The organism is Streptomyces sp. NPDC094147 (genome assembly GCF_044764265.1).
Lineage (GTDB): Bacteria > Actinomycetota > Actinomycetes > Streptomycetales > Streptomycetaceae > Streptomyces.
The window spans coordinates 169310-183047 of the sequence record NZ_JBIWHT010000002.1; the positions used below are offsets into that span (position 1 = coordinate 169310).

The window sequence follows — 13738 nt, forward strand, 5'->3', positions numbered from 1 at the left end:
TCTCAGCGCAGCCGGGGGCGGATCTGCTCGGTGAAGACGGCTTCCGTCCGTTCGGCCGTCAAGTGACAGGCGGCGCCGCGTCGTTGGTCCTCCGGCAGGTCGGGGCGGACGGTGCGGCAGGCCCCGCTCGCCACCTCGCCGGTGAAGCCGCACCGGGGGTGGAAGGGGCAGCCGGGCGGCGGCGAGAGCAGGCTCGGCGGGGTGCCGGGGATCGGCACCAGCGGGCTGTCCACGGCGGAGTCCAGGCGCGGGATGGAGCTGAGCAGCCCCCAGCTGTAGGGGTGCCGGGGCCGCTGCATGACCTCCTTGACGGTGCCGCGTTCCACGCAGCGGCCCGCGTACATCACCATCACGTGGTCGGCGGTCTTGGCGATCACCCCCAGGTCGTGGGTGATGATGACGATCGCCGCACCGGTCTCCTGCTGGAGGTCCTTCAGCAGGTCGAGGATCTGCGCCTGGACCGTCACGTCGAGTGCGGTGGTGGGCTCGTCGGCGATCACCAGGTCCGGGTCGCAGACCAGCGCCATCGCGATCATCGCGCGCTGGCGCATGCCGCCGGAGAACTGGTGCGGGTAGTCGTCGACGCGCAGTTCGGGCTGCGGGATGCCGACCTTGCGCAGCATGTCCACGGCGCGCGCCCGCGCCTCGCGGCGGGAGGCGCCGGTGTGCTTCATGAGGGGCTCGGCGATCTGCCGTCCCACCGTGTAGAACGGCGAGAGCGCGGCCAGCGAGTCCTGGAAGATCATCGCCATCTTCTTGCCGCGCAGCCGGTTCAGCTGCCGCTCGGTGGCGCCGGTCAACTCCTGCCCGTCGAGCAGGATCTCGCCCCGGATCGTGGTGTTGCGCGGGTTGTGCAGCCCCAGGATCGCGAGGTTGGTCACCGACTTGCCGGAGCCCGACTCGCCGACGATGCCCAGCGTGGAGCCGCGTTCCAGATCGAAGGAGAGGCCGTCGACGGCCTTGACGGTGCCGTCCTCGGTGGCGAAGTGGACGTACAGGTCCCGGACCGAGAGGAAGGCGGAGGCCGGTTCGGCGGCCGGTTCGGCGGCGGTCTGGCTCAAGGTGGACACGGGGCACCTTTCCGGTGGGTCTGCGGCCTCAAGTGAGCCTGATCCGGGGGTCGATGAAGGCGTACGCCAGGTCGACGACGATGTTGCAGACGACGATCAGGGTGGCGCCGATGAGCATGACGGCCATCTCCAGCGGCAGATCGCTGCGCAGGACGGCCTCCACCGAGAGCAGCCCCAGGCCGTGCAGGCCGAAGGTCACCTCGGTGATGATCGCGCCGCCGAGCACCGCGCTCAGGTCCACGCCGAAGATGGTGATGATGGTGGCCATGGCGCCGCGCAGCGCGTACCGCAGGAAGACGTAGCGGGACGACATGCCCTTGGCGCGGGCCGCCCTGATGTGGTCCTCCGACAGCTGCTCGACCATCAACGAGCGGGTCTGGCGGCTGTAGTTGGACCAGAAGATCACCGACAGGACCAGGCACGGCAGGATCATCCCGGTGACCGAGCCCCAGGCGTCGTGCTTCCAGTCCACGTCGTGGCCCCGGTCGAGCCAGCCGAGCTTGGTGGAGAAGAACAGGATCGCGAGCGGGCCGATGAAGTAGATCTGCACCGACTGCCCGAGCAGCGAGGCGGAGCTGGCGATCCGGTCGAAGACGGTGCCCTGGCGCCAGGCCGAGACGAGGCCGAGCGAGACCCCGATGGTGAGGAAGACGGCCGAGCCGCCGACGGCCAGCGTCAGCGTCGTCGGGTAGCTGTCGGCGATCGTGCCCCAGACCGGCTGCTGATTGGCGAAGGAATAGCCGAAGCAGGGTGCGGGGCAGTCACCGATGGGCATGTGGCGGCCGGCGAATATGCCCACCATGTAATGCCAGTACTGCGTCCAGATCGGCAGGTTGAGTCCGAGGTTCTTCCGGATCAGCGCGACATTCTGCGGATCGCACTGTTTTCCACAGGAGAGCAGAGCCGGGTCGGAGGGCAGGAAGAAGAAGAGGAAATAGGTGATCATGCTGATCAACAGCAGGATGACCACGGCACCGAGCACGCGGCGCACGAGGAAACGGAACATCGGCTGACTCTTCCGTCGCTATGCGGTTTTCCCCGGCCCGACGCCGGGCCGGGGAAAACCGAGCCGCACGTGCTACTGCTTCACGAAGATCGTGTTCGGGTTGATCGTCCCGTAGATCTCGTTGTAGGTGACGCCACCGAGACCGGAACCGTGCAGGTTGAAGTACTTGTCGAAGAGGAACGGAATCTGCGACGTGTCGTTCTGGAGCACGTACTCGGAGAGCGTCCGCCACTCGTCGGCCTGCTTGGGCAGATCCGTGATCTGGTTGATCCGGTCGATCTCGGAGTTGACTTTCGGGTCGTTCATGAACGAGTAGTTGTTGGTGCCGTCCATCAGGTTGCGCCCGTCCATGGTCGGCGGGACGACCGTCGAGCCGTTGGGCCAGTCCGCGCCCCAGCCGGTGCGGTACATGTCGTACGGGGTGTCCAGCTTGCCGACCACCGTGTAGTACGAGGTCGGGTCGATGGCCTTGCGCTCGACCTTGAAGCCGGCCTTCTCCAGCGCCTTCTGGATGGTGAGGGTGACGTTGTCCCAGCGCGGCGTGTTCGCGTAGGCCAGCGAGATCTTGTACGGGGTGGTGACGCCGGCCTCCTTCAGGAGCGCCAGCGACTTCTCGGGGTCACCCATGGGCTTGGTGAGCTTGCCGAACGGGTCGAACTTCTGCCAGCCGGCCACGGTCGGGCTGAGCAGCGTGGTGCCGAGGTCGCCCTGCGCGCCGCCGCCGAAGGCCTGCTGGACCTGCTGCATCGGGAAGGCGTACGCCAGCGCCTGGCGGACCTTCGGGTCCTTGATCCGCTTGCTGTTGAGGTTGAACACCTCGACGTAGGGCTGGTACTCGTTGACCGTCCGGTCCTTGTACTGCGGGTCCGAGGTCAGCGTCTGCATCTTCGACGGGTCCGCCGAGTTCGCCATGTCGATGGCGTACTTGTCGGTGCTGGTGTCGGCGGCGAGCCGGTTGGTCAGACCCGGCTCCTGGATGCCGAGCTGGAACTCCCACTTGTCCGGGTAGGCGTTGCGGATCGGGTCGGTCTTCGGGTCCCAGCCGGGGTTGCGCACGAACGACAGCGACTTGCCCGGCTTGTAGTCCGCGATCTTGTACGGGCCGGTGGCGACCGGGTGGTTGTTGTACTTCTGCTTGTCGTCCTTGGCCTTGGGGACCGGCGAGATGTTGGGCATCGCCATCGCGTACGGGGTGTCCGCGTGCGGCTGGAGGAAGTGGAAGACGATCGTCTTGTCGTCGGGGGTCGCTATCTGCGCGTCCGGGATCTCCTTGCCGTCGTACGGACCGGCGTACTTCTTGCGGTAGTCGGGTCCGTAGATCCACTTCTGGACGTACTGCGGTCCCTGCGTCTGGTAGTCGGCGAAGAGCCGCTCGATGCCGTACTTGATGTCCTTCGTGGTGACCGGCGTGCCGTCCTCGAACTTCACCCCGTCCTTCAGGGTGTACGTCCAGGTCTTCGAGCCGTCGGAAGGGGTGCCGGTGTCGGTGGCGAGGTCGCCGACGACGACCGTCTTGCCGGTCTTCGGGTCGATCTTGTAGCCGGTGAGCGAGCGGTTGTAGAGCAGCTGCACCGAGAGCTGGTCGCTCACGTACTGCTGGCCCGGGTCGAGGTAGTCGAAGCCGGTCTGGTCGAGGCTGTACGCGGTGCCGCCGGACTTGGCGCCGTCGACCGCCACCGCCGGGCCGGTGGAGTCGGCCTTGGTGCCCACCCCGAAGTTCTGCACCTCGGCCTTCTTGCCCCCGCCGGGAGCCTTGCCGTTGTCGGCTCCGCCGCTGCTGCAGGCGGCCGTCAGCGCCAGTGCCCCCACCGCGAGAACCGCGGAAACCTGGCGCGCCCTGTTTTTTCTCATGGATTCCTGCCTGTCAGGATGATCGGACTTCAGCGCACGGTCTTGGGGTCGAGAGCGTCCCGGACCGAATCCCCGAGCAGGTTGAACGCCACGACGAAGACGACCATCGCGATGCCGGGGAAGAACATGAAGGTGAGATCGGAGTCGTAGTACGTGGCTCCGGACTGGAAGAGCAGGCCCCAGTCCGGAGTGGGGCTGTGGACCCCGACGCCGAGGTAGGAGAGCCCCGCCTCGGCGGTGACGTTGACCGGCAGCAGCAACGTCGCCTGCACCAGCACGGTCGACCAGATGTTGGGCAGCAGCTCCTTGCGGATGATCCGCCAGCCGGAGGCGCCGCTGAGCCGGGCCGCCTCGATGAACTCGCGCTCGCGCAGCGAGAGCACCTGGGCCCGGATGAGCCGGCCGATCGTCATCCAGCCGAGGATCAGCTGCACCAGGATCAGCGCCACCACCCGGACGTAGGCCGGCTCCTCCTCGGTGGGGGAGACGAACAGGGCCACGATCACCGGGGTGAAGGCGATGAAGAACAGCTGCTGCGGGAAGGACAGCATCAGATCCGAGAACCGGCCGAGGAAGTAGTCGGTCCGGCCGCCCAGATATCCCTGGACCAGCCCCACGAGCACCCCGATGACCACCGCGACCACGGTGACCGCCAGCGCGATGAGCAGCGAGGTGCGGATGCCGTAGATCAAAAGCGTGAACACGTCGCGGCCCAGCTTCGGTTCGAGACCGAACCAGAAGTCGCCGTCGATACCGCCGTTGGGCTTGAGCGGAATGCCGTAGCTGTTCAGCAGCCCGCGGTCCTGTCCGTACAGCTGGTACGGATCCTTGCCGTACAGCTTGGAGATCAGTGGAGCGGCCAGTGCGATCACGATGAATCCGAGCACCGTAAAGGCGCACAGGATTCCGACCTTGTCGCGTCTGAACCGGATCCACGCAAGACGCCCGGGTGAGCGTCCGACAAGTTCACTGGTCTTTGCGTCGGTACCGCCGGCCGCTTCGGAGTCGTCGCCCTCTCCGGGGAGTGGATCAGTCGGCTCCATGGCAGCTCTGGTGGAACTCGTCATTTCGCATTGCCCCCCGCACCGGAAGGATTCAGCAGCGCCGCGTGGCGTCATTTGTTGACGGGAACATTCATGCGTACGGCGGTGTGCGTCAAGGGGTTTGGGCGGGCCGAGGCGAACTCGTCGGATAACTTGGCGGAAGATTTCATTCTTTGGTGCGGACGCGTGCTTGACAGGCTTCCGGCATATCCGGAATCTGGTGCTAAATATCCATCAATTTCCGTAACACGCAAGCAACTTGACGGTCGCATCGCCGATATACGAACACGCCACCATGGGCACCGTACGGCCGTGCGGGTGCCGTTGGCCGGCCGGGGCGCACCACGCGGCCCGGCCGGCCGTCTGTCGGCTATCCCCGGGGCAGCCCCAACGCCCTGCGCAGGAAGTCGACTTGGAGCAGCAGCAGGTTTTCGGCCACCTGCTCCTGCGGGGTCATATGGGTCACGCCCGTCAGGGGGAGCACCTCGTGGGGGTGGCCCGCGGCCAGGAGCGCCGAGGACAGCCGCAGGGTGTGTGCGACCACCACATTGTCGTCCGCCATGCCGTGGATGACCATCAGGGGGCGGGCCGGATCCGCCGGCCGGGTCAACTCCCCCGCTGAGACAAGGGAGTTGGTGCGGTAGACCTCCGGGGATGCGGACGGCAGTCCCAGATAGCGCTCCGTGTAGTGCGTGTCGTACAGCTCCCAGTCCACCACCGGCGCCCCCGCGATGCCCGCGTGGAAGACGTCCGGCCGCCGCAGCACGGCCAGCGCGGACAGATAGCCGCCGAAGGACCAGCCCCGCATCGCCACCCGCCCGAGGTCCAGCGGGTACGCGCCCGCCAGTCCGTGCAGCGCCTCGATCTGGTCGTCGAGCGCGAGGGTGAAGTCGTCCCTGATCGACTTCTCCCAGGCCGGGGAGCGGCCCGGGGTGCCGCGGCCGTCGGCGACGACCACCGCGAAGCCCTGGTCGGCGAACCACTGGGAGGCGAGGTGCGCGTTGTGCGCGGCCAGCACCCGCTGTCCGTGCGGCCCGCCGTACGGATCCATGAGTACCGGCAGCGGCCCGTCCGTCTCCCGGTAGTGGGCCGGGAGCAGCACGGCGCACGGGATCCGCCGTGCGCCCCCTGAGGTGAGCCGAAGCCGCACCGCGAGGCCCGGTTCGGCCGCGTACGAGGCGATCTTGGCCAGTTCCTTGCCGTCCCGCAGCACCCGGACGGCCGTCCCCGGCCGGTCGGGCCGCGCCGATGTGAGCACGGTGACCGCGCCGGAGCGTACGGCCGAGTGGACTCCGGCGCCGTCCGAGACGCGTTCCGTACCCAGCTCATTGACCCGGTACACATGGATTTCGCCGATCTCGGGGGCACCGGCGGCAGCCGCGGGCGCCTGCTCGCCCGCCGACGCGGAGATCAGCACATCGCTGTCGCCGATGTCGAGCACCGCCCTGACCTGCAACTGCGGCCCGGTCAGGTTCCGGTCGCCCACCGCGAGGACGCGCGCCCCGCCCTCGTCGGCGATCCGCACGAGCCGGCCGTCGGGCGCCCAGGCCGGCCCGCCCGGAAGGAGTTCGAGCCAGTCGGGGTCCTCGTCGACGTGCACGGTGCGGGTCGCGCCCGACTCCGTGTCCACGGCGAGGTGGAGCTGGGTGCGCTGGTCCCTGGACTGGACGAGCAGCAGCGGCGCCCCGTCCGACGACCAGTGCACCCGGGCGAGATAGGGGTTGCGGGCCCGGTCCCAGACGATCTCGGTACGGGTGCCGTCGAGCGCGTACAGGAAGAGCCGCACCTCGGCGTTGGGCGTCCCGGCCGCCGGATAGGCGACCCGCGCGGGCTCCTGGCCGGGGTTGGCCGGGTCGGCGATCCACCAGCGGCGCACGCTCGTCTCGTCCGCGCGGGCGACGAGCAGGCGGTCCGACTCGGGGCTCCACCAGTGGCCGCGCGAGCGTGCCATCTCCTCCGCGGCGATGAACTCCGCGAGCCCGTACGTCACTTCGGGCGACTCCGGCTCGGCGAGCGCCCGGTCGCCTTCGCCCTCGGCCCCCACGACCCGCAGCGCACCCTGCGCCACATAGGCCACGTGGCGGCCGTCGGGGGAGGGGCGGGGGTCGAGCACCGGGCCCCGGGCCGGCAGCTCGCGGGCGGTCCCGGCGCGCAGCTCGGCGGTGAACAGGCGCCCGGAGAGGGCGAACGCGGCGAGTTCCACGGCCGCGTCGGTGGCGTAAGCGATGATTCCGGCCGATCCCTCCCGGCTGCGTTCGCGCCGGGCGCGCTCCTGCGCGGAGAGCCGTTCGCCGTGCCCGCCGAGCAGGGCGCCGGGGTCGGCCGCGATCCGCTCCGCGGCGCCGCCTGCCAGGTCGAGCACCCAGAGCAGGTTGCTGCGTTCGGTGCCGCCGGCCGAGCGCAGGAAGACGACCCGCTCGCCGTCCGGCGCGACGGTGAAGGCGCGGGGCGCGCCGAGCGTGAAGCGCTGAGTGCGTGCCGAGTGCCGGGGGAACGAGAGCTGCCCGGGGTCCTCTGGGTGCCTGGATGCAGTGGTCGTCATGAGGGGAACCTAGCCGCCCCGGGCGGGGCCCGCCGGGCGTGCCGGGTGTGCGCCCCTTGTGCGCCCGTGCCCCGATCAATGCGTTCCCACGGATAGTTATGATCCGTAGCGCTGAGTGGGTATGAACCTGCTGCTGTATGCGCGCTGCTGGGTCCGGTCCGTCCGATCCACTGGAACAGATGGAGGTGAACCGCCGTGGCACTCTCGATTTCGGCGGTGGTGCTGCTGGCGATCGTCGTCTTCCTGCTGGTCCGGAAATCCGGGCTGAAGGCCGGACACGCGGTGGTCTGCATGCTGCTCGGCTTCTACCTGGCGAGTTCCTCCATCGCCCCCACCATCAGCCAGGTCACCAGCAACGTCGCCGGGATGATCGGCGGGATCAAGTTCTGAAACGGACGGTACCGGCCGATCCCCGCGGCCCCGGGGCGACGCCTGGCGCGGTGGCGGCCCCGGCCTCGTAGGCTGGGCCCATGTCGGAATTCCCCGCCCGCCGTCTCCTCCTGGTGCACGCGCACCCGGACGACGAGTCGATCAACAACGGCGCCACCATGGCCAAGTACGCCGCCGAGGGCGCCCAGGTCACCCTCGTGACCTGCACCCTCGGTGAAGAGGGCGAGGTCATCCCGCCGGACCTGGCCCATCTCGCGCCCGACCGGGAGGGCGGCCTCGGCGCCCACCGGATCGGTGAACTCGCCGCCGCGATGAAGGAACTCGGCGTCGGCGACCACCGGTTCCTCGGCGGCCCCGGCCGGTTCCGCGACTCCGGGATGATGGGCGTCGAGCAGAACCACCGCGCGGGCGCCTTCTGGAACACGGAGGTGGACGACGCGGCCGCGTACCTCGTGGAGGTGATTCGCTCGGTGCGCCCGCAGGTCCTCGTCACCTACGACCCGAACGGCGGCTACGGGCACCCCGACCACATCCAGGCGCACCGCGTCGCGATGCGCGCGGCCGAACTCGCCGCGGAGTCCGGCTACCGCCGCGACCTGGGCGAACCGCACGGCATCGCGAAGATCTACTGGAACCGGGTGCCCCGCCCGGCCGCCGAGCGCGCCTTCGCCGAACTCCGCGCCGCGAACCCGGACTTCCCCGGCATCGCCGCCATCGGTGACGTACCGGGTGTGGTGGACGAGTCGGACATCACGGCCGAGATCGACGGCAGTGCGTACGCGGCCGCCAAGAGCGCCGCGATGCGCGCGCACGAGACCCAGATCACCGTACGGGGGCCCTACTTCGCGCTCTCCAACGACCTGGGCCAGCCGATCTTCACCACCGAGTACTACCAGTTGGCGGCGGGCGCGAGCGGAGCCGGGGCCGGCCGCCGCGAGGACGACCTGTTCGAAGGCGTGGGCGCATGAGCACGGACACGAAGACGCGGACGAACGCCGGGGCGGGCCGCGGCGCGGTGCGGATCGCCGTGTTCCTGCTCCTCGTTGTTCTCGGGGCGGTCGTCGGAGCGGCCGGGGCGCTGGTCCAGGCCGCCTGGTTCCCCGGCGGCCTCCTGCTGTCCCTCGCCGGGGCCGCCGGGCTCTTCTACGCCGGTACGCAACTGACCGGCGGCCGGGGCGGAGCGGGGGCGCCCGCGGCCGGCTGGCTGGTCGCCGTCGTCCTGCTGACCACCTCGCGTCCGGAGGGCGACTTCATCTTCAGTGCCGGAATCGGGTCGTATGTCTTCCTCCTGGGCGGCATGGTCGCGGCTGTGATCTGTGCCACGATCGGCCAATTCGCACAACCGGGCGGGCCGGTAGCCCGACTTGGCGAGTGACGTGCGCAGGCGCGCCGACGCAGTAGAAGAGGACGGGGCGCGCCTTCTCCGGGCCGCCCCGTACGCGAACGCGGCGGCCAGTATGGTGGTGCGCGCCGCCGAGCCGCCCGTACAGAGGGACCACGTGAACGAGACCGGGTGGCGGAGCCAAACGGGAGTGAACCAGCCTTGAGTCGTGAAACTGACAGTTCGTCCTCCGGCCCGCAGGGGCGGGGCGCAGCCGCGTACCCGTCGGGTACCCCGCCGTACGGGACCCCGTCGTCCGCGGGCCAGGACGCTCCTGAAGTCGCCGCCGAGCCGGACGAGCCCAAGACCGAGACCACGCTGACGACGCGGATCCGGATCAACATCCCGGGCTCGCGCCCCATTCCGCCGGTCGTGATGCGTACGCCGGTGAGCGATGCCGCGAAGGTGGCGGACGCGGAAGGCGTGAGCGAGCGCACCGGTTCGGTGGCCAGACCCGAGGCGCCCGAGGCCGAGCCGGAGGAGCCGGCCGCCGAGGAGCGGCCCACCAGCGACTGGTTCGCCCCGCGCAAGTCCTCGGCGGCCCCGGGTTCTTCGGCGACCCCGCCGTCCGGCACCCCGCGGCCCGACCTCCCGTACTTCTCGGACGGTGCGAACGGCACCGGCGGATCCGGGCGGACCGACGGCCTCAACGGCTCGGACGGGGTGCGCCCCGGGCCGCCGTCCGGGCCCACCACGGGACCCGTCACCGGAAACGCCACGCTGCCGACCCGGCCGCTCGGCAACCGTGCGGGCATGGGTCAGGGCGCGGCCCTTTCCCAGGGCGCGGGCCGCGATGCCAACTCCGGTCAACTCCAGCGCCAGGGGCCCGACTTGGGGCGCGGGGCGGGCGAAGGTCTGCGCCAGGGGCCGGACATGGGGCGCGGTGACGGTCTGCGTCCCGGTTCCGACGGTCTGCGTCCCGGTTCCGACGGTCTGCGTCCCGGCCAGGACCCGGCTCGCGGTCAGGGCATGGGCCAGGGCCTGGGCATGGGTCAGAGCGTGGGTCTGGGCATGGGTCCCGGTCCGGGCACGAACCAGGGCATGGGCCAGGGGCGCGGGCAGGACCTGCGTCCCGGGCCGGACCCGGTCCGTGGTGACGGTCTGCGTCCCGGTCGGGACGCGGGCCAGGGCGGCGGAGTCCACCCCTTCGCGCCCGGCGGGCAGGGTGCCGTCCCCGTCATGTCCGACGACACGGCGATCCTCACTCCGCAGGCCCCGGCGCCCAGCCCGCTCACGCAGTCCGTGGGCAACCCGCTGGCCAGCCCGGCCGTCAACCCCGCCGCGCCCGGCGGTCACGTCTCCGGTGACACGCTCACCAGCGGCATCCCGGTCGTCCCGCCGGAGCACCGCGGCGCGTCCTACCCGCCCGGCAGGTCCGGCCCCGGCGGCCCGAACCTCACACCGCCCGCGGACCCCGACTCCGCCGAGTCCGAGCCCCCCGCCCCGCCGGCCCGGACCGCCGCGTCCGCCGCCCCCGCCAAGAAGGGCCGCTCCAAGCTGGCCCTGATCGGCGGCGGCCTGGTCGTCCTGGCCGGTGTCGCGTACGGCGCGGGTCTGGTGCTCAACCACTCCGAGGTGCCCAAGGGCACCACCGTCCTCGGCGTCGACATCGGCGGCGGCACCAAGGAGGCGGCCGTCTCCAAGCTGGACCAGACGCTCGGCAAGCGCGCCGCCCAGCCGCTGCACCTCACCGTCGACGGCAAGCAGGAGCAGCTGAAGCCGGAGATCGCGGGCCTCTCGCTGGACAGCCAGGCCACCGTGCGGGCCGCGGCGGGCAGCGACTACAACCCGGTCTCCGTCATCGGCTCGCTGTTCGGCGCCAAGCGGGTGGCCCAGCCGGTGATCCCGGTGGACGAGGAGAAGCTCGGCGTCGCGCTGACCGACCTCGCGGGGGCCTCCGGTTCGGCGACGGACGGCACCATCAAGTTCGTTCCGGGCAAGGCGGTCGCCGTACCGGGCAAGGCGGGCAAGTCCCTCGATGTGAACCGCTCGATGATCTCGGTGAAGGACGCGTACCGGACCCAGGTCCAGACCGGGAACGCGGACGCGGTCCCGCTGCCCGTCTCGGAGCACCAGCCCACCGTCAGCCAGGCCGAGCTCGACCGGGCGATGAAGGAGTTCGCGCAGCCCGCGATGTCCGGGCTCGTCACGATCAAGGCGGGTGGGAAGCACATCGACTTCGGTCCCGCGAAGTCGCTCCCCAAGATCCTTTCGATGAAGCCGATCGACGGGAAGCTGATCGAGGTCTACGACAAGAAGGCGATCGCCGATCTGCTCGGCAGCACGTTCAAGGGCGTCATGATCCTCAAGGGTGACGGCCAGAAGCACGAGGTGTCGGCGGACGACGTGGCCCATGCCATGCAGACCGCCGTGCGCGGCAAGACCACCGCCGAGCGCACCGTGACGATCGACCTCAACCCCAGCTGAGCGGGGTCCTAGGGGGTGTCCGGTGGGTCATGGCCGGGGTCGCGACGGCTGGCACGGCACCTCGCCGCGTTGCCGAAACGTCCCCATAGCTCCTCCCCCAAGGCCTCAAGGGCCAGGGGGGACCCCCATTGAAGACGCTCCGGCGCCTTGCGATGCACCGCACCAGCCGCCGCGCCCTGTCCGACCCTGACCCACCGGACACCCCCTAGTACCGCCCCCGCACCTGATGGTGCGGGGGGCGGTGTCATGTCCGTACCCATGACATCCGTCATGTTCAAGCCACGACGCGCGCCACTGCCGCCGCGAGGGGCCGTGGGCGAATCTGGATCCATGACGCAGACAGCCCCTCCCGCTGAGCGCACCGCGCAGTCCGTGGTGAGCTTCGAGAACGTGAACAAGAGCTACGGCGATGTCAAAGCCGTGGCCGACCTGACGCTGGCGCTCCACCCCGGCGAGACGGTCGCCCTGCTCGGCCCCAACGGCGCCGGCAAGTCCTCCACGCTCGACCTGCTGCTCGGCCTGCGCAACGCCGACTCCGGTTCGGTCCGCCTCTTCGGCATGACGCCCGCGCAGGCCATCAACGCCGGCAAGGTCGGCGCGATGCTCCAGAGCGGCGGCCTCATGGAGGACGTGACCGTGCGCGAGCTGGTCAAGCTCGGCTGCGACCTGCACCCGAAGCCGCACCCGGTGGCCGAGGTCATGGACCGCGCGGGGATCGCGCAGATCGCCGACCGCAGGGTCAACAAGCTCTCCGGCGGCCAGGAGCAGCGGGTCCGCTTCGCGCTCGCGACCGCGGGGGCCAACGACCTGATCGTCCTGGACGAGCCGACGACCGGCATGGACGTCACCGCCCGCCAGGCGTTCTGGGCGACCATGCGCGAGCAGGCGGCGCAGGGGCGTACGGTCCTGTTCGCCACGCACTACCTCGAAGAGGCCGACGCGATCGCCGACCGGGTGCTCGTCCTGCACAAGGGCCGGCTCCTCGCGGACGGCACCGCGGTCGAGATCAAGGCGAAGGCGGGCGCCCGGCGGGTCAGCTTCGACCTGGAGGGCGCCATCGACGAGGCCGCCCTGCGCGGGCTGCCGTTCCTGTCCACGATCGACGTCTCGGGCCGCACCGTCCGCATCCAGTCGCACGACGCCGACGCGACGATGCACGCGGTGTACGGGCTCGGCCTCTACCCGCGCAACCTCGAAGTCGCGGGCCTCGGCCTGGAGCAGGCCTTCGTCGCCATCACCTCGGCCGAGGAGGCCAACGCAGCATGAACACGCTCATCAAGCTCGAAATCACCCGCACCCTGCGGAACAAGAAGTTCATGTTCTTCTCGGTGGTCTACCCCTCGGCGCTCTACCTGCTCTTCGCGGCCTCGCAGAACAGCACCACCAAGGTCAAGGGCACCGACCTCACCTTCCCAGCGCTGTACATGGTCTCGATGGCCTCCTTCGGCGCGATCACCGCCGTCCTCATGGGCAACAGCGAGAAGATCGCCAAGGAGCGCGAGAAGGGCTGGGTGCGCCAGCTGCGCCTGACCACCCTGCCCGGCCGCGGCTACGTCCTCGCGAAGATAGCCAGCGCCGCCGTCGTCACCCTGCCCTGCATCGTCGTGGTGTTCATCGTCGCGGCCCTGTCCAAGGGCGTCCGGTTCGAGGCCTGGCAGTGGGGCGCGCTGACCGTCGCCATCTGGGCGGGTTCGCTCTGCTTCGCCGCGCTCGGCGTGGCGATCGGCTACATCGCCAGCGGCGACGCGGTCCGCCCGATCACGATGATCATCTACTTCGGCATGTCGATCCTGGGCGGCCTGTGGATGCCGAGCACCGTCTTCCCGCAGTGGCTGCAGAACATCGCGGAGTGGCTGCCCACGCACGCGTACGCTGCCCTGGGACAGGCCATTGAGCTGGGCAACGCCCCGCACGGCAAGGATCTCGCCATCCTCGTCTTCTACTTCCTGCTCTTCGCGGGCGGCGCGGCATGGCTGTACCGGAAGGACACCTTGAAGGCGTGAGTGCCGTGAACCAGGGCCACAGGAC

At 70.0% G+C, this 13738-nt stretch carries 11 protein-coding genes; 6 read left to right on the forward strand and 5 right to left on the reverse strand.

The window, feature by feature from the left end:
* Positions 1–2 precede the first annotated feature (2 nt).
* The 5 genes from ACIQ8J_RS06175 to ACIQ8J_RS06195 form a co-directional block, all read right to left on the reverse strand.
* The gene (locus ACIQ8J_RS06175) at positions 3–1070 is read right to left on the reverse strand and encodes an ABC transporter ATP-binding protein (protein ID WP_403267186.1); all 1068 of its coding nucleotides are present in this window, start codon (positions 1068–1070) and stop codon (positions 3–5) included.
* Between the two features lie 28 nt (positions 1071–1098).
* Positions 1099–2076, reverse strand: a complete 978-nt coding sequence (locus ACIQ8J_RS06180; protein ID WP_403267184.1) for an ABC transporter permease — start codon at positions 2074–2076, stop codon at positions 1099–1101.
* Between the two features lie 72 nt (positions 2077–2148).
* On the reverse strand, positions 2149–3927 hold the full coding sequence (locus tag ACIQ8J_RS06185) for an ABC transporter substrate-binding protein (RefSeq protein WP_403267181.1): 1779 nt from the start codon (positions 3925–3927) through the stop codon (positions 2149–2151).
* 29 nt (positions 3928–3956) lie between these two features.
* Positions 3957–4994 carry an ABC transporter permease gene (locus ACIQ8J_RS06190; RefSeq protein ID WP_403267178.1) on the reverse strand — a complete coding sequence of 346 codons (1038 nt, stop codon included), beginning with the start codon at positions 4992–4994 and terminating at the stop codon, positions 3957–3959.
* A gap of 346 nt (positions 4995–5340) precedes the next feature.
* On the reverse strand, positions 5341–7512 hold the full coding sequence (locus ACIQ8J_RS06195) for a prolyl oligopeptidase family serine peptidase (protein WP_403267175.1): 2172 nt from the start codon (positions 7510–7512) through the stop codon (positions 5341–5343).
* Between the two features lie 195 nt (positions 7513–7707).
* Between ACIQ8J_RS06195 and ACIQ8J_RS06200 the strand changes: the two genes are divergently transcribed.
* The 6 genes from ACIQ8J_RS06200 to ACIQ8J_RS06225 all read left to right on the forward strand — a co-directional run bounded on the left by ACIQ8J_RS06200 (position 7708) and on the right by ACIQ8J_RS06225 (position 13713).
* Positions 7708–7902 carry a DUF2304 family protein gene (locus tag ACIQ8J_RS06200; RefSeq protein ID WP_329463234.1) on the forward strand — a complete coding sequence of 65 codons (195 nt, stop codon included), beginning with the start codon at positions 7708–7710 and terminating at the stop codon, positions 7900–7902.
* Positions 7903–7982: 80 nt separating this feature from the next.
* Complete coding sequence (gene mshB / locus ACIQ8J_RS06205; protein ID WP_403267172.1) at positions 7983–8870, forward strand: N-acetyl-1-D-myo-inositol-2-amino-2-deoxy-alpha-D-glucopyranoside deacetylase; 888 nt, start codon at positions 7983–7985, stop codon at positions 8868–8870.
* Complete coding sequence (locus tag ACIQ8J_RS06210) at positions 8867–9277, forward strand: DUF6113 family protein (RefSeq protein WP_403267169.1); 411 nt, start codon at positions 8867–8869, stop codon at positions 9275–9277. Before mshB ends, ACIQ8J_RS06210 begins: the two co-directional genes overlap by 4 nt.
* Positions 9278–9445: 168 nt before the next feature.
* Positions 9446–11710 (forward strand): hypothetical protein, encoded by a 2265-nt coding sequence (locus ACIQ8J_RS06215; RefSeq protein WP_403267166.1) that lies wholly within the window; start codon positions 9446–9448, stop codon positions 11708–11710.
* A 330-nt stretch (positions 11711–12040) separates the two neighbouring features.
* Complete coding sequence (locus tag ACIQ8J_RS06220; protein WP_403267163.1) at positions 12041–12976, forward strand: ABC transporter ATP-binding protein; 936 nt, start codon at positions 12041–12043, stop codon at positions 12974–12976.
* Entirely contained in the window at positions 12973–13713 is a 741-nt protein-coding gene (locus ACIQ8J_RS06225; protein WP_403267160.1) for an ABC transporter permease, read from the forward strand. Before ACIQ8J_RS06220 ends, ACIQ8J_RS06225 begins: the two co-directional genes overlap by 4 nt.
* Positions 13714–13738 lie beyond the last annotated feature (25 nt).

Coding starts and splice junctions, on each gene's coding strand:
- ACIQ8J_RS06180 (WP_403267184.1), bottom strand. CDS start 2,076: ATGTTCCGTTTCCTCGTGCGCCGCGTGCTCGGTGCCGTGGTCATCCTG.
- ACIQ8J_RS06185 (WP_403267181.1), bottom strand. CDS start 3,927: ATGAGAAAAAACAGGGCGCGCCAGGTTTCCGCGGTTCTCGCGGTGGGG.
- ACIQ8J_RS06190 (WP_403267178.1), bottom strand. CDS start 4,994: ATGACGAGTTCCACCAGAGCTGCCATGGAGCCGACTGATCCACTCCCC.
- ACIQ8J_RS06195 (WP_403267175.1), bottom strand. CDS start 7,512: ATGACGACCACTGCATCCAGGCACCCAGAGGACCCCGGGCAGCTCTCG.
- mshB (WP_403267172.1), top strand. CDS start 7,983: ATGTCGGAATTCCCCGCCCGCCGTCTCCTCCTGGTGCACGCGCACCCG.
- ACIQ8J_RS06210 (WP_403267169.1), top strand. CDS start 8,867: ATGAGCACGGACACGAAGACGCGGACGAACGCCGGGGCGGGCCGCGGC.
- ACIQ8J_RS06220 (WP_403267163.1), top strand. CDS start 12,041: ATGACGCAGACAGCCCCTCCCGCTGAGCGCACCGCGCAGTCCGTGGTG.
- ACIQ8J_RS06225 (WP_403267160.1), top strand. CDS start 12,973: ATGAACACGCTCATCAAGCTCGAAATCACCCGCACCCTGCGGAACAAG.